This is a genomic window from Planotetraspora sp. GP83 (genome assembly GCF_041262585.1).
Lineage (GTDB): Bacteria > Actinomycetota > Actinomycetes > Streptosporangiales > Streptosporangiaceae > JAOEGB01.
The window spans coordinates 401681-423564 of sequence record NZ_JBGCBZ010000002.1 but is presented as its reverse complement, the minus strand read 5'-3'; the positions used below and the strand labels follow the sequence as shown (position 1 = coordinate 423564).

The window sequence follows — 21884 nt, the reverse complement described above, 5'->3', positions numbered from 1 at the left end:
ACCAGCTTGGCGATCTTCGACCGCAACTGCCCCGAGGTCAGGTTCTCCGCCCCATCGATGAGCCGATCCTCAACCAGGGCGGCATGCTCATCGCACACGAACGCGCACCCGTTGACGAACGCGTTGACCTTCGCAATGTCCAGCCGCCCCAACAGCAGCAACGCCAGCACCCGCGGAAACCGCCGGCGCAGGGTGCCGCCCTGAGCCACCAGGTAGGCGGCCGTGCCCGAGGTCACCCGCAGCTTGGCCGCGATCTCCTCCAGCACACCGTCGCGGTGCACCGCCGCCAACGTGGCGGGTAGCGGCGTGCCGTCCTCCCGCACCGCGGGCCGCTCGAACAGCTCCACCGCCGCCATCATCTCCACGCCCTGCGCCCAGGAGGCGATCCGCCGCGCCGCCGCCACCGCATCCAGCACATGCGCATCCGGCAGGCGCCCCAACCGGCCGAACGCCCACGCCACCCCCGACGCCGCACGCCCACCCGGCGCCATCCCGGCAAACCACGCCCACGTCTCCCCCAACCCCTCGCCCTGGGACCCGCCGTACAGCGACTCCTCATGCAGGGGCTCGTCATCCAGAGGCTCGTCACCCGTGAAGACGCTGTCGTCCGACAGGTCCTCCACCTCATCGAGCGGCGGCACAGAGGAGGGATCGACCCACCACCACTCCAACTCCTCACGCCGCCCGCCACAGACCTCGTCGTCCTGGCGGTCTGCCGTCTGCTGGATCACCCTTCACCTCCTCCGGCCACGTCAAGCATCCGACAGCCAACTCGAACATGCGAACGACTCGAATCCCCGATATCCCGCAATAACGGCACCAACCACCGCCCCCCCACACGAATTAGTTGGAGCGCCACATCAATCAGCGCACGGGGACAAGCCCAGGGCCCTACCGCGATGGCAGACCACAGGCGTCTTAGATCTGCGGCTGGCCGGACTCGACGATGGCGTGGTGGGCGGCCACGCGGGCCCGCCGTACGGCACGGTCCAGCTCGCGCAGCGCCTCGCTGCGGGTCGCGAGCTGCCCGGACGTCAGGCCGCGCTCGTCGGCGAGTCGCAGCGCGAGGGAGAGACGGGCGGCGAGGGCCCCGACCCTGTGGGCACGGCCGGGATAGCCCGGGGCGAGGGTGTCCTCGGTGTCGTCGAGCGAAGGGAAGCCCTGGGCCGGCCCGTCGACCGCGAGGAGCGCCTCGGTGGCGGACCGTATGGCGGCCGTCAGCATATGCTCCGCCTCGGCCAGCGAGGGAAGGTCCGGAACGGTGGCCGACGCCTCGGTCGCCGTCCAGCGGATGCCCGAATAGGAGGAACCCCGCCTGTCGGGGGCGGGCACCAGCCCGGCGCATCTTCCCGGCAGTACGGCTATCGCGGCCTGACCGGCGTCGATGGCCGCGCCGTTGAAGGCGGGAGGTCCCGTCAGCCCGAGGGGGTCGCCGGGGATCGGCAGAGCCAGCCGGAACGAGCTGAGCCCCTCGATCCGCTGGTCCACCAGGAAGGCGCGGAGCGTGGTCTCGGCCGCGGGGTCGCCTGCCTCCACCACCTGGGGGCCCGCCACGCGCTCGACGCGGTCCACGGCTTCGTCCAGGCCCACGTGCCCGGTCAGCCAGGCGTTGCCCCAGGAGACGAGGGTGGCGGAGATCGGTGAATCGATGCGCACCCGATCCACGATATGCGCTCGGACTGACATAGTTTTATCTAGCGAAACAACGGGAGGGGGACCATCCATGGGCGGTCAGGTGCTCGAGTTCCAGGACGTGGCCGTCCGCAGGGACGGCGCCGCGCTCCTGCGCGGGATCGACTGGAGCGTCCGGGAGGACGAGCGCTGGGTCGTCATCGGTCCCAACGGCGCGGGCAAGACCACGCTGTTGCAGGTGGCGGGCGCGCTGCTCTTCCCGACCGAGGGCTCGGTGGAGATCCTCGGCGAGCGGCTCGGCCAGACCGACGTCTTCGAGCTGCGGCCCAGGATCGGGCTGGCGAGCTCCGCGCTGGCTGAGCGGGTGCCGCCGGACGAGAAGGTCATCGACCTCGTCCTCACGGCGTCCTACGCGATTCTCGGGCGGTGGACGGAGGAGTACGACTCCCATGACGTGACCCGGGCGGTCGAGCTGATCGACCAGCTCGGCTGCGCCCACCTGATCCGGCGGCGCTTCTCCACCCTGTCGGAGGGGGAGCGCAAGCGCGTGCAGATCGCGAGGGCGCTGATGCCGGACCCCGAGTTGCTGCTGCTCGACGAGCCCGCGGCGGGGCTCGACGTGGCGGGCCGCGAGGACCTCGTCCGCCGTCTCGGCGCGCTGGCGCGGGACCCGAAGGCGCCGACGATGGTGCTGGTCACCCATCACGTCGAGGAGATCCCGGCCGGGTTCACGCACGTGATGCTGCTGCGCCACGGCTCCGCGGTGGCCCAGGGCCCCATCGACTCGGTGATGAACACGGACAACCTCTCCAAGACCTTCGGAGTGCCGCTGGCACTCGACCGCAGCGCGGAGGGCCGCTGGTACGCCAGGCCGTTCTGACATGCGCACTTAATCGGCGCGTAAAGAGAAAACCAAATATCCTCCAGTCAGGCTTACAGACTGGAGAGCCGGATGGGTCAGCTCATCGCCGCCGTGGTCGTCGTGGCAGTCGCGGGATTCGCCCTCGCCCGGACGATCCGTATCGTGCCGCAGGCGACCGCGCGCATCGTCGAGCGCTTCGGCCGCTACCACCGCACGCTGAACGCGGGCCTCAACATCGTTGTCCCGTTCATCGATCGGATCAAGGTCGAGGTCGACCTCCGCGAGCAGGTCGTCACCTTCCCGCCGCAACCGGTGATCACCTCGGACAACCTGGTGGTCTCGATCGACACGGTGATCTACTTCCAGGTCACCGACCCCAAGGCCGCGACGTATGAGATCGCCAGCTTCATCACCGCCGTCGAGCAGCTCACGGTGACGACGCTGCGCAACGTGGTCGGCGGCATGGACCTGGAGCGCACGCTGACCTCCCGTGAGGAGATCAACACGGAGCTGCGCGGCGTGCTCGACGACGCCACCGGCAAGTGGGGCATCCGGGTCAACCGGGTCGAGCTCAAGGCGATCGACCCGCCGGCCTCCATCCAGGACTCGATGGAGAAGCAGATGCGGGCGGACCGCGACAAGCGCGCCGCCATCCTGACCGCCGAGGGCCAGAAGCAGGCGGCCATCCTGACCGCGCAGGGCCAGCGGGAGGCGGCCGTGCTCAAGGCCAGGGGCGAGGCGGAGGCCGTGGTCCTGGGCGCGCAGGCCGACGCGGAGGCCCAGGCCATGCGGGCCAAGGGCCAGGCCGACGCGATCGCGATGGTGTTCCGCGCGATCCATGAGGGCAGGCCCGACCAGCGGCTCCTCGCCTACCTCTACCTCCAGGCCCTGCCCGAGATCGCCAAGGGCGACGCGAACAAGCTCTGGATCGTGCCATCCGAGATGGGCAAGGCCCTGGAGAACCTCGGCGGCCTCTTCTCCCCGCCCAAGGAACCGGACGTCACCCGCCCGTCCGCCTGATCCCGCCTCCTGTGACGTACGGTCCGCCGCCTACGATCGGGCGTTAACCGTACGAGGGGGGCAGCGATCGTGACGCCGTTGGAGGCGGCCGCCGTTTTCGCGGCCGGTGTGGGGGCCGGGGGCATCAACGCCGTGGTCGGGTCGGGGTCGCTCATCACGTTCCCGACTCTGCTGGCCCTCGGGTTCCCGCCGATCGTCGCGAACGTCTCCAACAACGTGGGGCTGGTGCCGGGCGGCCTCACCGGCGTCCTCGGCTACCGCGCCGAGCTCAAAGGCCAGCGGGAGCGGCTGATCCGGCTCGGTCTCGCCTCCGTCCTCGGGTCGGTGCTCGGCGGCGTGCTGCTCCTCCAGCTTCCGGCGAAGGCGTTCCAGGTCATCGTGCCGGTCCTCATCGCGCTGGCCTGCGTCCTCGTCATCGTCCAGCCGAAGCTGAACGGCTGGCTCGCCGGGCGGCGGACACACCCGCACGGCGGGCCGTGGCTGTGGCTGGGGGTCCTCGCGGCGGGGGTCTACGGCGGCTACTTCGGCGCCGCTCAGGGCATCGTCCTCATCGGGCTGCTCGGCATCTTCCTGGAGGAGGAGCTACAGCGCGTCAACGCGGCCAAGAACCTGCTGTCGCTGCTGGTCAACACGACCGCCGCTGTGCTCTTCGTGCTGATCGCGCACGTCGACTGGTGGGTCGCGCTGCTGGTGGCGCTCGGGTCGGCGGCGGGAGGGTTCATCGGCGCGCGGGTGGGCCGCAGGCTCCCCGCCCCCCTTTTGCGTGGATTCATCGTCTGCGTCGGTGTCGTCGCGATAGTGAAGCTCTTATCGTAAGAGTGTGAAGGGCGACCGAGTGGAGATCGTCATCGACGCGGGCGGCACCCCGCGCACCTACGAAGTGGTCGCGACGAAGGCCGGGCGTCGCGTCGAGATCACCACCGGCAGGGGCATCATCGAGGTCAGCGAGGTGACCAGGACCGGCACGCCGGTCCGTACGGCACGCTTCATGTCCAGCCGGATCCTCGCACTGGTCGAGCATCCCGCGGACGATCACTCCGCCGGGCGGACCTGAACGACGCCGTCGTGTCGTAACCGCGTCTGGAACGCCGGTTGCCGGGAGGTCGCCGGGCCGTGCACCACCGCGCCGTCCGCGATGCGGAAGACGCTGCCGTGCCACGGGCACACGACGCAGGGTTCGCCGTCCTCGACGGTGATGCGGCCCTGATGGAGGGGCCCGGCGAGGTGCGAGCAGCCGTCCGCCAGCACGCTCACCCCGTCGCCGAGGCGGAGCACGAACAGCTCGATGTAGCCCAGCCGCAGCCTGACCGGACGCCCGTTGGGCAGGTCCTTGAGCGCGCACAGGTCGTGCCAGCCGAGCGGCACCAGGTGGCTGACCTGCTCGGCGTGGTTCGCCCCCGCCGCCTGCCGGTAGGCCATGTGGCCGCCCAGGTAGGCGCCCGTGCTCGCCGCCGCGAGGCCGGCGAAGGCCAGCGCCCGCCCGGCCCGCTCCCGCCCGCCCAGCCGCATGAGCAGCGAGCCCGTGTACAGCCCGGCCGCGGCGATGTTGGTCATGGCGTGCACGAAGCCCACCCGCTGCTGCTCGCGGTGCAGCGTCGACCAGTCGGTCAGCCCGGCGGTCGCGGTGGGGAGGGCCATGCCCAGCCCGGTCGCGAGCAGCGCCCGCGACGCGCGGGAGTCCGCCTTGGTCACGTCCAGTACGGATGTCGCGATCCAGCACCCCACGCTGACCATCGCCAGCGCGGGATGGAGGGGGTGCCCGATGGGCACTCCGTGGAGCACGTCGCGCAGCGTGCCGGGCCCTAATTTGCGCCGCACCGTCTTGGAGATGGCGGCTATGGGCCGGTCGAGGGTGGTGGTCCGCTCCAGCCCGTCGAGCAGCTCCGGCGACGGAATCCGCGGCAACCGGCCTGCCCGCCGTGTCCTGGTCGTCTTCTCCATTTTCGCCCCCTTACCACGGATCACGTACCCCCGCGCCACGGCGGCGAACATTTCACACGGGCGTGATGATTACCGGGACGCCGTTGAAGACCGCGTTGCCCGAGAGCGGATCGACGACCGTCTCGTCCGTGAGGGCGTTCACGTTGACCCCGGCGTTCCTGGCCGCCACGGCCTGTGGCGTGCCGTCGTGGCCCCATCCATGGGGCAGGCTCACGACGCCGGGCATGATCGAGTCCGTGGGTTCGAGGGGTACGGCGAGCTCGCCCGCCGCGGACCGCACCAGCGCCTTGTCGCTCAGCCCCAGCCGGGCGACGTCGGCGGGGTTGATCTGCAGCGTGCAGCGGTTGCTGCCGCCGACCAGCGAGCCCATGTTGTGCAGCCAGCTGTTGTTCGACCGCAGGTGACGCCGCCCGATGAGCACGAACTCGGGCGTCCGCCGTTCGAGGCCGCCGCGGAGCCGTACGAGATCGTCGAGGAGGGGCGCGGGGGCGAGCTCGACGAGCCCGGAGGCGGTGCTGAGGTTGCCGGGCAGGCGCGGCTCCAGAGGGCCGAGGTCGATCCCGTGCGGGTGCCGGAGCAGCGTGGGTAGGGAGAGGTCGCCGCCGTTCCACTCGCCGTAGGGGCCGAGCCGGAGCATCGCGTCCAGCCGCAGCTCCGCGCCGTTGGCTCCCTCCAGGGAGGCCCGCAGCTCCGCCGGGTGACCGCCGTGGACGCGGAGCATCTGGTCTAGGATCAGCTCGTCGAGCAGCGCCGGATCGGCGTCCGCGCCCTGGCCGGAGGCGATCATGGCGAGCCGCGCGAGGATCTCGGCCTCCGACGGCCTCCCGTCGAGCGGCAGGACGGGCGGGGAGTAGCGCGCGTAGTTCCGTACGGCGAAGCCCAGCAGAGCGAAGTCGTAGTGCCCCGACTGCAGGATCCTCGGCGGCGGCAGGATCACGTCGGCGTGGCGGGTCGTCTCGTTCAGGTAGGGGTCGACGCTGACCATGAACTCGAGCTCGCCGAGCGCCCGGTCCAGCCGTGTCCCGTTCGGCGTGGAGAGCACGGGGTTGCCCGCGACCGTGATCAGCGCTCTGACCCGGCCGTCCCCCGGAGTCTCGATCTCGTCGGCGAGGGTCGCCACCGGCAGCTCGCCGTTCGCCTCCGGCAGGCCGCGGACGCGGCTGTGCCAGCGCCCGGTCCGGTACGGCTTGCGCCGGCGGGATGGGTTCGCCGGCGCCTCGGTGGCGGGCCGGGGGAACATCGCGCCGCCGGGCCGGTCGAGGTTCCCCGTGAGGGCGTTGATCACGTCGACCAGCCACTGGGCCAGCGTCCCGAACTCGGCCGTACAGGTGCCGATGCGGGCGTACACGGCCGCCGTGGGAGCCGCGGCCAGCTCCCGCGCGAGCCGTACGATCACCTCGGCGGGCACGCCGCAGGCGCTCGCGCAGGCATCGGGGGAGAAGGGCCGGATAGCCTCGGCCACCTCGGCCAGGCCGTTCGCGGGCACGGTGACGGTGACGAGGTCTTCGGCGAAGAGCGTGTGGACGATCCCGGCGAGCAGGTAGGCGTCGGCGCCCGGCCGGATGAAGACGTGCTCGTCGGCCAGGGCGGCGGTGCGGGTGCGGCGCGGGTCGACGACGACGAAGCGGCCGCCGCGCCGGCGCAGCGCCTTGAGCCGTCCCGGGAAGTCGGGCGCCGTGCACAGCGAGCCGTTCGACTCCAACGGGTTGGCCCCCAGCATGAGGAGGTAGCCGGTGCGGTCGAGGTCGGGCACCGGGATCGTCAGCGGATGGCCGAACATGAGCCCGCAGGACACGTGCTTGGGCATCTGGTCGGCGGTGCTGGCGGAGAAGACGTTGCGGGTGCCGAGCGCGCGAATGAGCGGCGCGCCGTAGAGGGCGCCGGCCATGGTGTGGGCGTTCGGGTTGCCGAGGTAGATGGCCCGCTCGGGGCCGGGAATACGGGAGAGGCCTTCCTCGACGGCCGCGAAGGCCTCCGCCCAGGAGACCGTGTGCCACTCGCCGTCTCCGCGGACCAGCGGCGCCTGGAGGCGGTCCGGGTCCTCGTCGAGGCGGCCGAGCGTCGCCCCCTTCGGGCAGACATAGCCCTTGCTGAAGGGATCGTCCCGGTCGCCGCGCACGTCGGTCACGCGCCCGTCAATGGTGATCGCCAGTCCGCAGACGGCCTCGCACAGCGGACACGTCCGGTACGCGGTCTCCATGTACGGCCTCCCTGGGACGCTACGCGCTGAAGAGACGTCCGACTTCTTCCAGTTCGCGGACCAGGTCGAAGCGGGGGTCGCGGTAGAGACGCGCTCCGAAGCCGGTGCGGCTGACGGTCCACCGGAGCTGACGCGCCCACCGGTCCTGATCTGCACACAGAGCGCTGTCCGCCATGCTGACGTGGGTCTTGATTAGAAATAACCAGTTGGTACCGTGGGGATGCATAAGAGACTCCTATTCGGATGGAGTTCTCGTGGGTCTTCGCCGGGTCGGCAGGTGGCAGCCTCTCGGCCCGGCTGTTCCCAAGGAGCGTTTCGCCGTACGCGTATCGGCGCCCCCCGTGCTCCGGGAACCTTCCCTCACCGATCGTGACCCAGGACAGATATCCCTGCAATACTTGACGAAAGGAAACTTGCAACAATCTTTTCGGCGTGCGCCGCATGAATCGGTGCAAATTGCACCTCTCGGCGGCGTTCTACTTGTGCGAGGGGGTCGGGCGGGGTGCCGGACCATGGCAGTCCCACCGTCCGCCGGCGAAGGCTCGGGCAGGAGCTCCGGCGGTTGAGAGAACGCGCCGATCTCACGGGCGAGCAGGTCGCGTCCCGGCTCGGCTGGTCGGCGGCCAAGGTAAGCCGTATAGAAACGGCGAGAACCGCGCCACGCGGAGCCGACGTCGAGGCGCTGCTCGTGATCTACATGGTAGATTCGGATCAGCGCCAAGAGCTGCTGTCCCTTCATCGGGACGCCGCCCGGAAGGGCTGGTGGGAGGACTACCGGGACTCGCTGCCCAAGGAATACACCACTTTCCTGGGGCTTGAGGCCGAGGCCACGGCGGCACGCGACTGGGAACCCCAGGTCGTGCCGGGTCTGTTCCAGACAGAGGCATATGTCCGAGCCATGATGGAGAGCGGACAGCGGAGCACTCTCGAAGCGCCAGGCGGTGTCCGGAGCCGGATCGAGGTCCGGATGGCCCGCCAGGAGGCCATCCTCACGGCGGAGAGCCCGTTGGCGCTCTCGGTCGTCCTGGAGGAGTCCGTGCTGCTTCGCCGATTCGGCGACGACGAGGTCATGCGCGAACAACTCGGACGTCTGGTCGAGGTCTCGGAACTTCCCAACGTCCAGTTACGGGTCCTCCCCATGGATGCCGAGCATCCGATAAACACCGGGTCGTTCTGCCACCTCAAGCTGCCAAATTTCCATGACGTCGTATATCTCGAGGCACTCCTGGGCGGACGCCTCGTGGAGGACGAGACCATCGTCTACCGCTACGAGGTCGCCTTCGACTACCTGGAGACAAAGGCGCTGGACGTGGACGCCTCCCGCGACCGTATAGCGAGAACTATCAACCGCTGGCGATAGCCGGTGGGGAGAGACAACCATCCATGTACTCAACTGACCTGTCCGGTGCCGCCTGGTGGAAGAGCAGCCGGAGCGCGAACAACTGTCAGTGTGTCGAGATCGCCGTCCTGCCCGGCGGCGAGGTCGGCGTCCGCGACAGCAAGAACCAGGAGGGCCCCGTTCTCGTCTTCACTCCGGGTGAATGGGACGCCTTCATCGGCGGCGTCAAGGACGGCGAGTTCGACCTCTAGAAAATAGGCGTACGGCTTGTGCCAGAGGCACAAGCCGTACGCTGTTTGGGGAGGGTCAGGCGAGGGTCCAGGCGAGTGTCCAGACGAGTGTCAGGCGAGACCGAGGCCCTGCGAGACGCCCTGGCCGAGGTCCTTGTGGACGCTGGTCCAGTAGTCGACGACCCGCTTCTTCATGTCGGTGGTGACCTCGGGAGCCGAGGCGTGGCCGACGATGTTGCTCACCAGGTGCTCGCGGTCGGTCTCCGACAGCACGTTCTCCCACAGCGCCCGCGGTTGGACGAAGTCGTCGTCTTCACGGTGCTTGATGTAGGCGGACCGGATGATCTCGCCGCTGACGTGGTAGTGCTCGCCCTCGTAGAGCGACGGGTCGGCGGCCGGCCCGTTGAAGGAGTTCGGCGCGTAGACCGGGTCACCCGGGTTGCTGAACCGCATCTGGCCGTCGCGGTTGTAGCTGTGGACGGCCGTCCTCGCCGCGTTGATCGGCAACTGCTGGTAGTTCGCGCCGATGCGGTAGCGGTGGGCGTCCGGGTAGGAGAACAGGCGGCCCTGGAGCATCTTGTCCGGGGACGGGCCGATGCCGGGCACCAGGTTCGCGGGCTCGAAGCCGGACTGCTCGACCTCGGCGAAGTAATTCTCCGGGTTCCGGTTCAGCGTGAACTTGCCGATTGTGATCTCGGGGTAGTCGCTGTGCGGCCACACCTTGGTCAGGTCGAACGGGTTGAACCGGTAGTCCGCGGCGTCCTCGAACGGCATGATCTGAACGTTGACCGTCCAGGACGGGTGGTCGCCGTTCCTGATCGCGGTGTGAAGGTCCCGGATGTGGTAGTCCGCGTCCTGGGCGATGATCGCGCCCGCCTCGGCGTCGGTGAAGTTCTTGATGCCCTGGTCGGTCTTGAAGTGGTACTTCACCCAGAACTTCTCGCCGGCCGCGTTGTACCAGAGGAACGTGTGCGAGCCGAAGCCGTGCATGTGCCGCCACGAGGCCGGCGTGCCGCGGTCGGTCATCAGGAACGTCACCTGGTGCGCGGACTCCGGCTGGAGCGTCCAGAAGTCCCACTGCATGTTGTGGTCACGCAGGTGGTTGTCGGCCCGCCGCTTCTGGCTGTGGATGAAGTCGGAGAACTTCTGCGGGTCGCGGATGAAGAAGATCGGCGTGTTGTTGCCGACGATGTCGTAGTTGCCGTCCTCGGTGTAGAACTTGATGGCGAATCCGCGGGGGTCGCGCTGCGTGTCCGGGCTGCCGAGCTCACCCGCCACCGAGGAGAAGCGCAGGAAGAGCGGGGTCTCCTTGCCCTTCTGGAACAGCTTGGCCTTGGTGTACTGACTCACGTCCTCGGTGATCCGCAGGAGCCCGTGGGCGCCGCCGCCCTTGGCGTGCACCACGCGCTCGGGAACCCGCTCGCGGTTGAAGTGCGCCATCTTCTGGATCACATAGTGGTCCTGCAGCAACAGGGGGCCGTTGGGACCGACGGACAGCGAGTGATCGTCGCTGGGGGCGGGAACGCCGACGTCGGTGGTGCTGATCGGCCTGCTGGTCATAGCAGTAGTCCTCCGGGGTTCAAGGGGCACGAAGGGGGAGTGCGCTTGTGGCGTGCGCGGGTCCATCGGCGAGAACGCGGCAGTCCGGGCAGAGTCCCCAGTAGATGACATCCGCCTCGTAGACCAGGAACCCGGCGTCGGAGACCGGATCAAGGCATGGAGCGTGCCCGACCGCGCAATCGACGTCTGTGACCTTTCCGCATTGCCGGCAGACGAGATGGTGGTGGTTGTCGCCCACACGTGTCTCGTACCGGGTGGGGCTTCCCGCCGGTTCGATGCGGCGGAGGAGCCCCCCACGCTGGAGAGCGCTCAAGGAGTCATATACGGCTTGCAGGGACACCTGGCCGACCCGTTCACAGACACCGCGGTGTATGGCGTCCACATCGAGGTGTTCGCCCTGCCGTACGGTCTCCATGATTGCCAGCCGGGCCGCGGTCACCCGCAAGCCTGCCTGGCGAAGTCGGATGGCGTCTCCCACGTGCCCCAGGCTAGCATCAAACCTGAACGATTCAAGTAAAGGAACTGTCCCAGGTTTTTGGCCGAAATCTATGGCATGCTCAGGTGCCGTGAGACGTGCCTCCCTGGTCTGTGCCTTCGCCGTCCTCCTCGTCGCCGGTTGCTCCGCCGCCCAGGGCGAGCGCGTCCCCACCGCGGCGCCGGAGGACGTGGCGACCGCCACGCCGTCCCCCACCCCGGAACGCCGGCCGTACACGATCTCCTTCGCGGGGGACGTGCACTTCGAGGGCGTGCTGCGCGGCCGTCTCAACAGTGATCCGCGCACGGCGCTCGGGCCGATCGCGAGCGTGCTGCGCCGGTCCGATCTCACCGTTCTCAACCTGGAGACCGCCATCACGACGGGCGGCTCACCCGCCCCCGGCAAGCAGTTCACGTTCCGGGCGCCGCCGGCGGCGTTCGCGGCGCTCAAGGCCGCCGGGGTCGACGTCGTCAACATGGCCAACAACCACGGCATGGACTACATGGAGACCGGCCTCCAGGACACCCTGGCCGCGATCAAGCAGGCCAGGTTCCCGGTGATCGGCATCGGCAAGGACGAGGCCGAGGCATACCGCCCGTTCAGGGCGACGGTCAAGGGCAACCGGGTGTCCGTCATCGGCGCGACCCAGGTGCTCGACTCGCAGTTCATCCAGTCCTGGACGGCGACGGCGGACAAGGGCGGCCTCGCCTCCGCCAAGAACGAGCCGCGCCTGATCAAGGCCGTACGGCAGGCCCGCAAGAGCTCCGACACGGTCATCGTGTTCCTGCACTGGGGCACCGAGCTGGTCAAATGCCCCACGCCCGTCCAGCGCGACCTGGCGGCCAAGCTCGTCGACGCGGGCGCCGACGTGGTGGTGGGCAGCCACGCGCACATCCTGCTCGGCGGCGGCTACTCCGGGCAGGCCTACGTGCAGTACGGCCTGGGCAACTTCGCCTTCTACAACTGGGGGCCGGACACCGGCACGACCGGCGTGCTCACGCTGAAGATCGAGGGCCGCGAGGTGCTCAAGGACCAGTGGACTCCCGCCCGGATCAACGGAGGCGTGCCGATCCCCATGACCGGTACGGCACGGCAGCAGGCGCTGGCCAACTACCGGGCTCTCCGGGGCTGCACCGGCCTGTCGGCGGGATGAAATGATGGGTTAGGCCTGACCTCGGCGGCGTTCAGCGGGCAAGATGGTCGTGTGTCCAGCCAGCCAGTGCAAGACTCAACACCGCTGCGCCGACGGCCCTCGCAGCGGCGGAGCGCCCGCAGGGTGGAGCGGATGCTCGACGCGTGCGCCGCGTTGCTGGACGAGGGGGGCTACGAGGACCTCTCGACCACCCGCGTCGCGGAGCGCGCCGGTGTGGCGATCGGCTCGGTCTATCAGTTCTTCCCTGACAAGCGGGCCCTCAGTCAGGCCGTGACCAGGCGAAACGTCGAGTTGTTCGTCGCCAGGGTCGGTCGCCGCTTCATCACCGAGGACTACGAGGGGTGGTGGGACGCGGTCGACGCGATCATCGACGAGTACGTCGACATGCACCGCACCGTGCCCGGCTTCCGCTCGCTCCACTTCGGCGACGTGGTGGACCTCAACCTCCTCGACTCGGTGGCGGACAACAACACCGTGATCGCCGGACGTCTGCGGGCGCTGCTGCTCGCCGAGTTCGGGCTCGCGGACAGCGAGGAGATGGACCGTGCCATCCTCGTCGCCGTCGAGGCGGGGGACGCGGTGCTGAAGCTCGCCTTCCGGCACGACCCGAACGGCGCGCCCGAGATCGTCACGGAGGCGAAGCTACTGGTCCGGGGCTACCTCTCCCGCCAGCTCAGGGTTTAGCCGGCGGGAGGCGGCGGGCCGGGACCTCCAGCGAGGTCCAGATGGTGGGCGCCATGACCCGCACGTACGCCGTGTTGTGCCAGGGCCTGATGTGGGTACGCCGGGGGAACTGGAGCTCTCTCTCTTCGTCTCCGGCGGCGCGGGGCGGACCGCACGGCACGGCGGCGGCCGGCTCCACGGTCAACTCCACCATGCGGAGCTGGGACTGGAGCCGGGCGAGCTCCTTGCGCGCCTGGTCCAGCGCCTGGAACTGCGCCGTCACGTAGCCGGCGACGCCGGGGACCACGGCGGACAGCACCGTCGCGGAAGCGAGAGTCAAGATCACCCGCTTTGACATGGCCTATCGCTCCTCCGCGAGCTCCGATTAGCACAGCGGGGGCAATATGCCCGGTGAGCAGTAGTGGGACACGGTTCGTACACGAAGGTGTACTAATCGTTGCTTCCCGAATGCCCGCACAAAGACACGCCGGGATCGGTAGCCTCGGCTCTGTGGCACATGTGACACATGAGCAGCTGGACCGGCTGCTCGAACAGGCACTGCTGCTTGATGACCACGGTGCCCTCGCCCGTCAGCTTGACGCGTTGGCTCAGGGCTACGAGTCCGGCGAGGTGTCGAGGGCGGCGATCCTCGTGCTGGCCGCCGAGGAGTGGCGTCAGGCGGGTCAGCCCGCGACCGCCCTCGACCGCTTCCAGAGCGCGCTCGACGACGGCGGCGAGGTGCTGGTCGACCCCCGGTCCGGAATCGCCGACACGCTGTTCGAGCTCGACCGTCCCGACGAGGCCAGGGACGTCATCGCGGCCGTCAGGGCCGACGGCTGGAACGCCGCCACGGCGCTCACCGTCGCGGAGACGCTGGCGGCCTACGGCGATCTGGACGGCGCCCACGAGTGGGCCACCGAAGGGGTCCGCGCCTGCGTGCCCGGCACCGCGCTCCGCGAGGCGCTGCTGCGCACCCGCTACCGGATCCGGATCGATCTGGGCCTGCCCGAAGACGATCTCGACGCGCTGCTGGACGCGATAAAGGGGCCGTGATCACGACTGATCCACGGCCCCCTTTACGGCTTCCCCTGGTTATGGCAGGAGCTTGCTTATGTCGGTGAGGTCACCGGTCGTGGGGACCGGCGCCGCCGCCTTCGGGTGCACCCGGCCCTCCCGGTGCGCTGCCCGCGGGCTGGCGGCCGGGGTCGCGGGCGCTGCCGGGGCCGCCGGAGTCGCCTGAGCCGCCGGGGCGGCCGACGTCACCGGAGCGTGGTGGCGGCGGTGAGCGTGGCGGCCCCCCTGATGGACCTGGTTCTTGTGGTGGCGTTTGCCATGGTGAGGCAGCGGCACGAAGGCCTCCCCGTTGGCGGGGGGCTGTGACTGCGTGCGCTGCTTGGCGCCGTTCGCGACCTTCGGCTGGTCCGCCGGCTTGTGGTGCCTGCGCGGGTGCTTGTGACGGGGCTGTCCCGCGATCGGCTCGGTGACCACCGGCGCGGCCGGCACGCATGCCGGGCCGGTCAGGTTGGGCCGTGCGGGAGCGACCGCGAGGAGCGGCACCGTCGGCAGCTTCGGCGCCGGGAGAGGGCCCTTCGGCGCTGCCGGGACGCCCGCCGGAACGGCCGCCGGGGCCGCCTTGGGCTGCGCCGCGGGGATGAGCCTGGCCGCGGGCGGGGCCGCGCCCGGCCTGCCGGGCAGCGCCGGGACGCCCTGCCCGGCCGCCGCCCCGGCGGCGTCGGTGATGCTGAGCACACCGGTCGCCGGGGCGAGGCTGTGCAGTGCTGCCGCGCTCTTGTTCTGCGGCTCGCAGGTGGTGGTCACGGTGGCGGCGGCCCCCGCCATCGCCTGACCGGTCGCGAGCCAGCTGACGCCGATGGTGACCGCCGCCAGTGCGACGTACCGCCCTCGAATACTTCGTGATGTCGTGGACATCCACGTCCCCCTGATTGCTTACCGTAGTCCGACGAACGCCGAACGTAGCAGCGAGGGGAAAGGGCGGGGCCGGCTTGCCGCAATGGTGGGGAAGACCTTACCGAGTGGGGCCGATGCTTAGAGTGTCCCCAGCATCGTCAAGGTCCACCATTACCTCGTCGCCGTCGCGGACCTCGCCCGACAGCAGCTCCTTCGCGAGCCGGTCGCCGATGGCGGACTGGATCAGCCTCCGCAGCGGGCGCGCGCCGTACAGCGGGTCGAAGCCCGTCAGGGCGAGCCAGTCGCGGGCGGCGGGCGTCACGGTGAGCCTGAGCCGCCGGTCCGCGAGCCTCCTGGCGAGGCGCGAGACCTGGAGATCCACGATCTGGGACAGCTCCTCGGTGCCGAGCGCGTCGAACACGATGACGTCGTCGAGCCGGTTGAGGAACTCCGGCTTGAACGCGTTCCGCACCGCTGTGAGCACGGCCTCGCGCTTGGCGCCGCTCTCCAGCTTCGGATCGACCAGGAACTGCGAGCCAATGTTGGAGGTCAGGATCAGGATCGTGTTGCGGAAGTCGACCGTACGGCCCTGCCCGTCGGTGAGCCGGCCGTCGTCGAGGACCTGGAGCAGGATGTCGAAGACCTCCGGGTGGGCCTTCTCGATCTCGTCCAGCAGCACCACGGTGTACGGCCTGCGGCGGACGGCCTCGGTGAGCTGGCCGCCCTCCTCATAACCGACGTATCCGGGCGGGGCCCCGACCAGCCGGGCCACGCTGTGCTTCTCGCCGTACTCGCTCATGTCGATGCGGGTCATCGCCCGCTCGTCGTCGAACAGGAACTCCGCGAGCGCCTTGGCCAGCTCGGTCTTGCCGACGCCGGTCGGGCCGAGGAACAGGAACGAGCCGGTGGGGCGGTCGGGGTCGGCGATACCCGCGCGGGCCCGCCGCACCGCGTCCGAGACGGCCTGTACGGCCTCGCGCTGGCCGATGAGGCGCCTGCCGAGCTCGTCCTCCATGCGGAGCAGCTTGGCGGTCTCGCCCTCCAGCAGCCGCCCGGCGGGGATCCCGGTCCACGACGAGATCACCTCGGCGATGTCGTCGGGGCCGACCTCCTCCTTGACCATGGGCTCGGACTCGGCCTCCTCGGCGACTCTGGTGGCCTCGGCCAGCTCCTTCTCCAGCCGGGGCACCTCGGCGTACATCAGCCGGGACGCCTCCTCGAAGGAGCCGTCGCGCTGGGCCCGCTCGGCCGCGCTCCGCGCCTCGTCGAGCTGCTTCTTCAGCTCGCCGACCTTGTTCAGGCCTGCCTTTTCCCGCTCCCAGCGGCCGACCAGGGCGTTGAGGTCCTCCTGGCGGTTGGCCAGCTCCTCGCGGAGCTTCTCCAGGCGCTGGCGGCTGGCCTCGTCGGTCTCCTTGGCGAGCGCGAGCTCCTCCATCTTCATGCGGTCGACAGCACGCTGCAGTTCGTCGATCTCCACGGGCCTGGAGTCGATCTCCATGCGGAGCCGGGACATCGACTCGTCCACCAGGTCGATGGCCTTGTCGGGGAGGAACCGGGCGGTGATGTAGCGGTCGGACAGCGTCGCCGCCGCGACGAGCGCGCTGTCGGAGATCTGCACCTGGTGATGCGCCTCGTAACGGCCCTTGAGCCCGCGCAGGATCGCGATGGTGTCCTCGACCGAGGGCTCGCCGACGTAGACCTGCTGGAAGCGCCGCTCCAGCGCGGGGTCCTTCTCGATGCGCTCGCGGTACTCGTCGAGGGTCGTCGCGCCGATCATCCGCAGCTCGCCGCGGGCCAGCATGGGCTTGAGCATGTTGCCCGCGTCCATCGCGCCCTCGGCCTTGCCGGCGCCGACCATGGTGTGCAGCTCGTCGATGAAGGTGACGATCTGGCCGTTGCTCTCCTTGATCTCGGTGAGCACGGCCTTGAGCCGCTCCTCGAACTCGCCGCGGTACTTCGCGCCCGCGACCATCGCGCCGAGGTCGAGCGCGACGAGCCGCTTGTTCCGCAGGCTCTCCGGCACGTCACCGGCGATCATCCGCTGGGCCAGGCCCTCGACCACGGCGGTCTTGCCCACGCCGGGCTCGCCGATGAGGACGGGGTTGTTCTTGGTGCGGCGGGACAGCACCTGGACGACCCGGCGGATCTCGGTGTCCCGGCCGATCACCGGGTCGAGCTTGCCCGCCCTCGCCTGCTCGGTGAGGTCGACGCCGTACTTCTCCAGCGCCTGGTAGGTGTCCTCGGGCGTCTCGCTGGTGACCCGGGAGTGCCCCCGGACCTTCTCGAACGTGTCGAGCAGGACGCTCGGGGTGGCGCCCTGAGCCTTGAGCAGCTCGGCGACCTGGCCGCCGTCCGTCGCCAGCCCGACGAGCAGGTGCTCGGTGGAGACGTACTCGTCCTCGAGTTGCTTGGCCCGCTGGGCCGCCGTGTTGACCACGGTCAGCAGCTGCCGCGAGCTCGACGGCGCGCTCACAGTGGAGCCCTGCGCCTTGGGCAGCCTGGCCAGCAGCTCCTCCGCCTGTGTGCGCAGCAGCTTCCAGTCGGCGCCCGCCGCCTCCAGGAGCGGTACGGCGGTGCCGCCCGTCTGGGCGAGCATGGTCGTGAGCAGATGGGCCGGGGCGACCTCCGGATTGCCCTCGGAGGCCGCACGGCGGACCGCCCCGGACAACGCCTCCTGGCTCTTCTGCGTCAGCTTGTAATCCATCGGGGTCGATGCCTCGCTTTCAGGCAGGCGGCAGTTCGTACCGGACGAGCGCCCGCATCATGGTGACCTCTCCCCGCAGCCGGGCGACCTCGTCGCGCAGGCGCAGGTTGTCGGTCTCCAGCTGGAGAATTCGCTTGATGCCCGCGAGGTTGATCCCGTCCTCCTGGGAGAGCCGCTGGACCTCGCGCAGAAGCACGATGTCGCGGGTCGAGTAGAGCCGCCCGCGCCCCGCCGTACGGCCCGGGCTGACGAGCCCGAGCCGGTCGTACTGGCGGAGGGTCTGCGGGTGCAGCCCGGAGAGCTGGGCGGCTACCGAGATGACGTAAACAGGAGTGTCATCGGACAGATCGAAGAAGTTGGCATCCATCGGCTCACTCGCTTCTGGCCTGCTTGATCAGCTCTTCTCGGAGGTCCGCGCCCTCGGTCGCGTCCCGGAACTCCTCCAGGGCCGCGCGGGCCTTGTCGTCGAGGTGCTGCGGGACCGTCACCTGCACGGTGACCAGCAGGTCACCCTTGGTGCCGTCCTTGCGGGCGGCGCCACGGCCGCGGACCCGGAACGTCCGCCCGTTGGGCGTGCCCTCCGGGATGCGGAGCGTGACCGGCATGCCGCGCAGCGTCGGCACCTTGATCTCGGTGCCGAGTGCCGCCTCCGGGAAGGTGACCGGAACGGTGACCGTCAGGTTCTCCCCGCTGCGGCCGAAGACCGGGTGCGGCTTGACGTGGACCTGCACGTAGAGGTCGCCCGCGGGGCCGCCGTTCTCGCCTGGCGCGCCCTTGCCCTTGAGGCGGATGCGCTGGCCGTCGCCGACCCCCGCCGGGATGCGGGCCTGGATCGTGCGGGTGCTCTTGCCGCGCCCGCTGCCCTCGCAGACCGGGCACGGGTCGTCGACCAGGAGGCCGCGGCCCCGGCAGTCGCGGCACGGCTCCGAGAAGGCGAAGTTGCCGAGATTGCGGCTGGCCGCCCCGGTGCCCTCACATGTCGGGCAGACCCTTGGCGTGGTGCCCGCCTTCGCCCCGGTGCCGGCGCAGGCGGCGCAGGCGGATGAGCTCGTCAGCCGGAGCGACACCGTGCTGCCGTCCACGGCCTCGCCGAAGGCGAGCGTGACCTCGGACTCGATGTCCTGGCCACGTCGCGGTCTGGTCGTGGCGGTCGTGCGCGTACCGGTGCCGCCGCCGCGGTTGAACAGGCCGCCGAGCAGGTCGCCGAACCGGTCACCCCCGCCGGTGTGCCCGGCGCCGCTTCCCGAGAACAGGTCTCCGAAGTCGAAGTTGAAGCCGCCGCCGCGGGGGCCGCCCGCCCCGGCGTAGCCACCGGAGAACAGGGTGCGTGCCTCGTCGTACTCCTTGCGGCGCTTGACGTCGGAGAGCACGTCGTAGGCCTCGGAGACCTCCTTGAACTTCTCCTCGGTCTGCGTGTCCCCACGGTTGGCGTCGGGGTGATACTGCCTGGCGAGCTTGCGGTACGCCTTCTTGATCTCCTCAGGGGTCGCGGTCTTGGGCACACCAAGGACGGCGTAGTAGTCCTTCTCCAAGTAGTCCTTGGTGCTCATCTATCGCTTCCTTCGTAAGAAAGGGTCGCCTCTCCCGGACGGGGAGAGGCTCCCGGGTGTCTCAGTTGTCTCCGGAGTCGTCGATCTCACCGGTCTCGCCGGTCGACTCCTCCGGAGTCTCGTCCTCTCCTGGCTCCGCCACCGCCACGCGCGCCGGGCGCAGGATGCGGTCGCCGATGCGGTAGCCCGGCTGGAGGATCTCGATGCACGTCGGCTCGCTCACGTCGGCCGAGTAGCTGTGCAGGAGGGCCTCGTGCACGGTCGGGTCGAACGGGTCGCCCTTCGCGCCGTAGGTGGTGAGGCCGAGCTTGCCCACGGCCGCCTCCAGCGACTCGCTCACCTTGGCGAAGCCGCCGGTGAGCTCACCGTGGTCACGGGCCCGGCCGATGTCGTCGAGCACGGGCAGGAGCTCGGACAGGACGTTGGCGACCGCGTGCTCCTTGACGGTGATCCGGTCCCGCTCGACCCGCTTACGGTAGTTGCTGAACTCAGCCTGGAGGCGCTGCAGGTCGGCCGTGCGCTCCGCGAGGAGGTCCGCCGCCTCGTCCGCCGCCTCAGCGGTCTCCCGGGCCGCGCCCGTCTCCGGGTCGATCTTGCGGTTGTCGCGGATCACCGGCTCCTGCTCGGAACCGTTCTCGCGCGGGGTCACTTGTTGCCGCCCTCCTGCTTCGGCTCATCGTCGATGATCTCCGCCTCCACGACGTCGTCATCGGCCTTGTCCTGCTGCGCTCCGGCGGCCGCCGCGCCGTCCTCGCCGCCGCCCGCGGCCTGGGACTGGGCGTAGATGGCCGAGCCCATCTTCTGGCTCACGGTCGCCAGCTTCTCCGCGGAGGCGCGGATGGCCGGCGTGTCGGTGCCCTCCAGAGCCTTCCTCAGCTCGGCGAGCGCGTCGTTGACCTCGGTCTTGACGTCGGCCGGAACCTTGTCGTCGTTCTCCCCGAGGAACTTCTCCGTCTGGTAGGCCAGCGCGTCCGCGTTGTTGCGGACCTCGGCCTCCTCGCGGCGGTTCTTGTCCTCCTCGGCGTAGGACTCCGCCTCGCGCATCATGCGCTCGATGTCGTCCTTCGCCAGCGCGGAGCCGCCGGTGATCGTCATCGACTGCTCCTTGCCGGTGCCGAGGTCCTTGGCGGAGACGTTGACGATGCCGTTCGCGTCGATGTCGAAGGTGACCTCGATCTGCGGGATGTTGCGCGGCGCCGGGGCGATGCCGGTCAGCTCGAACGTGGCCAGCTTCTTGTTGTAGGCCGCGATCTCACGCTCGCCCTGATAGACCTGGATCTGCACCGACGGCTGGTTGTCCTCGGCCGTGGTGAAGACCTCCGACCGCTTGGTCGGAATCGTGGTGTTGCGCTCGATGATCTTGGTGAAGATGCCGCCCTTGGTCTCGATGCCCAGGCTGAGCGGGGTCACGTCCAGCAGCAGGACGTCCTTGACCTCACCCTTGAGCACGCCGGCCTGGAGCGCGGCGCCGATCGCCACGACCTCGTCCGGGTTCACGCCCTTGTTGGGCTCCTTGCCGCCTGTCAGCTCCTTGACCAGCTCCGACACGGCCGGCATGCGGGTCGAGCCGCCGACGAGCACGACGTGGGCGATGTCCGCGACCTTGATCCCGGCGTCCTTGATGACCTGGTGGAACGGGCCCTTGCACCGCTCGAGCAGGTCGGCGGTGATCCGCTGGAACTCCGACCGGGTCAGCTTCTCCTCGAGGTGCAGGGGGCCCTCGGCGGAAGCGGTGATGTAGGGGAGGTTGATCGAGGTCTCGGTCTGGCTGGACAGCTCGATCTTGGCCTTCTCCGCGGCCTCACGCAGGCGCTGGAGGGCCATCTTGTCCTTGGCGAGGTCGACGCCGTGGGCGTTCTTGAACCGGGTCGCCAGCTCGTCGACGACGCGCTGGTCCCAGTCGTCGCCGCCCAGGTGGTTGTCACCGCTGGTGGCCTTCACCTCGACGAAGCCGTGGCCGTCCTCCTGGCCGACGTCCAGCAGGGACACGTCGAAGGTGCCGCCGCCGAGGTCGAAGACCAGGATGGTCTGGTCCTTCTCCTTGTCGAGGCCGTAGGCCAGCGCCGCGGAGGTGGGCTCGTTGATGATGCGCAGCACGTTCAGGCCCGCGATGGTGCCGGCCTCCTTGGTGGCCTGCCGCTGGGCGTCGTTGAAGTACGCCGGGACGGTGATCACCGCGTCGGTGATCTTCTCGCCCAGGTAGGCCTCCGCGTCCTGCTTGAGCTTCTGCAGGACGAAGGCGCTGATCTGCTGCGGGGTGAACTTCTTGCCGTCGATCTCGACGGTCCAGTTGGTGCCCATCTCGCGCTTGACCGAGCGAATCGTCCGGTCGACGTTGGTCACGGCCTGCCGCTTGGCGACCTCGCCGACGAGAACCTCACCGTTCTTCGCGAAGGCGACCACGGACGGCGTGGTCCGCGAGCCCTGCGCGTTGGCGATGACGGTGGGCTCACCGCCCTCGAGGATCGAGACGACGGAGTTGGTCGTCCCCAGGTCGATACCTACCGCACGTGCCATGAGTACGTCCTTGTAGTCAAAGTTGAGTCGGTCCGACTCAGATATTGAACCCGCCCGAAGGCTTTGTCAAACGTCTTGAGTCTAGGAGGCTCAACTCTCGGCGCGGCGAAACCATTCCCGGAGCGGCGGC

General features: G+C 69.5%; 22 protein-coding genes and 1 pseudogene. 9 read left to right on the top strand and 14 right to left on the bottom strand.

Annotated features, from left to right (window positions below; genetic code table 11):
* Positions 1 to 731 (bottom strand): hypothetical protein (locus ABH927_RS04810; protein ID WP_370018381.1); only part of this gene is annotated, 731 nt, incomplete at its 3' end.
* 187 nt (positions 732 to 918) lie between these two features.
* On the bottom strand, positions 919 to 1650 hold the full coding sequence (locus ABH927_RS04805) for a hypothetical protein (protein ID WP_370018413.1): 732 nt from the start codon (positions 1648 to 1650) through the stop codon (positions 919 to 921).
* Between the two features lie 73 nt (positions 1651 to 1723).
* Between ABH927_RS04805 and ABH927_RS04800 the strand changes: the two genes are divergently transcribed.
* The 4 genes from ABH927_RS04800 to ABH927_RS04785 all read left to right on the top strand — a co-directional run bounded on the left by ABH927_RS04800 (position 1724) and on the right by ABH927_RS04785 (position 4568).
* Positions 1724 to 2512 (top strand): ABC transporter ATP-binding protein, encoded by a 789-nt coding sequence (locus ABH927_RS04800; RefSeq protein ID WP_370018379.1) that lies wholly within the window; start codon positions 1724 to 1726, stop codon positions 2510 to 2512.
* 72 nt (positions 2513 to 2584) lie between these two features.
* The gene (locus ABH927_RS04795) at positions 2585 to 3514 is read left to right on the top strand and encodes an SPFH domain-containing protein (protein WP_370018377.1); all 930 of its coding nucleotides are present in this window, start codon (positions 2585 to 2587) and stop codon (positions 3512 to 3514) included.
* Between the two features lie 69 nt (positions 3515 to 3583).
* Entirely contained in the window at positions 3584 to 4330 is a 747-nt protein-coding gene (locus ABH927_RS04790; RefSeq protein WP_370018375.1) for a sulfite exporter TauE/SafE family protein, read from the top strand.
* 4 nt (positions 4331 to 4334) lie between these two features.
* Positions 4335 to 4568 carry a hypothetical protein gene (locus tag ABH927_RS04785; protein WP_370018373.1) on the top strand — a complete coding sequence of 78 codons (234 nt, stop codon included), beginning with the start codon at positions 4335 to 4337 and terminating at the stop codon, positions 4566 to 4568.
* Here ABH927_RS04785 and ABH927_RS04780 read toward each other — a convergent pair.
* From ABH927_RS04780 to ABH927_RS04770, 3 genes are read right to left on the bottom strand one after another with little or no spacing between them, the layout of a single operon-like run.
* Complete coding sequence (locus ABH927_RS04780) at positions 4547 to 5455, bottom strand: Rieske 2Fe-2S domain-containing protein (RefSeq protein ID WP_370018372.1); 909 nt, start codon at positions 5453 to 5455, stop codon at positions 4547 to 4549. The genes ABH927_RS04785 and ABH927_RS04780 overlap by 22 nt on opposite strands.
* Positions 5456 to 5507: 52 nt before the next feature.
* Positions 5508 to 7655 (bottom strand): molybdopterin oxidoreductase family protein, encoded by a 2148-nt coding sequence (locus ABH927_RS04775; protein ID WP_370018370.1) that lies wholly within the window; start codon positions 7653 to 7655, stop codon positions 5508 to 5510.
* Between the two features lie 19 nt (positions 7656 to 7674).
* A complete protein-coding gene (locus tag ABH927_RS04770) occupies positions 7675 to 7830 on the bottom strand; it encodes a hypothetical protein (RefSeq protein WP_370018368.1) in 156 nt (51 codons plus the stop codon).
* Between the two features lie 327 nt (positions 7831 to 8157).
* On the opposite strand from ABH927_RS04770, the gene ABH927_RS04765 reads away from it, so the two are divergent.
* The gene (locus ABH927_RS04765; protein ID WP_370018366.1) at positions 8158 to 9015 is read left to right on the top strand and encodes a helix-turn-helix domain-containing protein; all 858 of its coding nucleotides are present in this window, start codon (positions 8158 to 8160) and stop codon (positions 9013 to 9015) included.
* A 23-nt stretch (positions 9016 to 9038) separates the two neighbouring features.
* A complete protein-coding gene (locus tag ABH927_RS04760; protein ID WP_370018364.1) occupies positions 9039 to 9245 on the top strand; it encodes a DUF397 domain-containing protein in 207 nt (68 codons plus the stop codon).
* 90 nt (positions 9246 to 9335) lie between these two features.
* On the opposite strand, the gene ABH927_RS04755 is transcribed toward ABH927_RS04760, so the two are convergent.
* A complete protein-coding gene (locus ABH927_RS04755; RefSeq protein WP_370018362.1) occupies positions 9336 to 10784 on the bottom strand; it encodes a catalase in 1449 nt (482 codons plus the stop codon).
* Positions 10785 to 10803: 19 nt separating this feature from the next.
* The gene (locus tag ABH927_RS04750; RefSeq protein WP_370018359.1) at positions 10804 to 11262 is read right to left on the bottom strand and encodes a Fur family transcriptional regulator; all 459 of its coding nucleotides are present in this window, start codon (positions 11260 to 11262) and stop codon (positions 10804 to 10806) included.
* A 70-nt stretch (positions 11263 to 11332) separates the two neighbouring features.
* Here ABH927_RS04750 and ABH927_RS04745 point away from each other — a divergent pair, with 70 nt between their 5' ends.
* Positions 11333 to 12412 (top strand): CapA family protein, encoded by a 1080-nt coding sequence (locus ABH927_RS04745; RefSeq protein WP_370018357.1) that lies wholly within the window; start codon positions 11333 to 11335, stop codon positions 12410 to 12412.
* Between the two features lie 132 nt (positions 12413 to 12544).
* Positions 12545 to 13096: a TetR/AcrR family transcriptional regulator gene (locus tag ABH927_RS04740; RefSeq protein WP_370018355.1), complete on the top strand. Its 552-nt coding sequence runs from the start codon at positions 12545 to 12547 to the stop codon at positions 13094 to 13096.
* On the opposite strand, the gene ABH927_RS04735 is transcribed toward ABH927_RS04740, so the two are convergent.
* Entirely contained in the window at positions 13086 to 13433 is a 348-nt protein-coding gene (locus ABH927_RS04735; protein WP_370018353.1) for a hypothetical protein, read from the bottom strand. The genes ABH927_RS04740 and ABH927_RS04735 overlap by 11 nt on opposite strands.
* A gap of 152 nt (positions 13434 to 13585) precedes the next feature.
* On the opposite strand from ABH927_RS04735, the gene ABH927_RS04730 reads away from it, so the two are divergent.
* Positions 13586 to 14128 carry a hypothetical protein gene (locus tag ABH927_RS04730; protein ID WP_370018352.1) on the top strand — a complete coding sequence of 181 codons (543 nt, stop codon included), beginning with the start codon at positions 13586 to 13588 and terminating at the stop codon, positions 14126 to 14128.
* Between the two features lie 39 nt (positions 14129 to 14167).
* Here ABH927_RS04730 and ABH927_RS04725 read toward each other — a convergent pair whose 3' ends face one another.
* The 6 genes and pseudogenes from ABH927_RS04725 to dnaK all read right to left on the bottom strand — a co-directional run bounded on the left by ABH927_RS04725 (position 14168) and on the right by dnaK (position 21754).
* Positions 14168 to 15004, bottom strand: a complete 837-nt coding sequence (locus ABH927_RS04725; protein WP_370018350.1) for a hypothetical protein — start codon at positions 15002 to 15004, stop codon at positions 14168 to 14170.
* Positions 15005 to 15101: 97 nt separating this feature from the next.
* Positions 15102 to 17687, bottom strand: a complete 2586-nt coding sequence (gene clpB / locus ABH927_RS04720; RefSeq protein ID WP_370018348.1) for an ATP-dependent chaperone ClpB — start codon at positions 17685 to 17687, stop codon at positions 15102 to 15104.
* Positions 17688 to 17804: 117 nt separating this feature from the next.
* A pseudogene (locus ABH927_RS04715) lies at positions 17805 to 18054 on the bottom strand (heat shock protein transcriptional repressor HspR); the annotation flags it as partial.
* Between the two features lie 4 nt (positions 18055 to 18058).
* The gene (gene dnaJ / locus ABH927_RS04710; protein ID WP_370018346.1) at positions 18059 to 19237 is read right to left on the bottom strand and encodes a molecular chaperone DnaJ; all 1179 of its coding nucleotides are present in this window, start codon (positions 19235 to 19237) and stop codon (positions 18059 to 18061) included.
* Between the two features lie 61 nt (positions 19238 to 19298).
* Positions 19299 to 19886: a nucleotide exchange factor GrpE gene (gene grpE / locus ABH927_RS04705; RefSeq protein WP_370018345.1), complete on the bottom strand. Its 588-nt coding sequence runs from the start codon at positions 19884 to 19886 to the stop codon at positions 19299 to 19301.
* Positions 19883 to 21754, bottom strand: coding sequence for a molecular chaperone DnaK (gene dnaK / locus ABH927_RS04700; protein ID WP_370018343.1), 1872 nt, complete (start codon positions 21752 to 21754; stop codon positions 19883 to 19885). Before dnaK ends, grpE begins: the two co-directional genes overlap by 4 nt.
* Between the last annotated feature and the right edge of the window lie 130 nt (positions 21755 to 21884).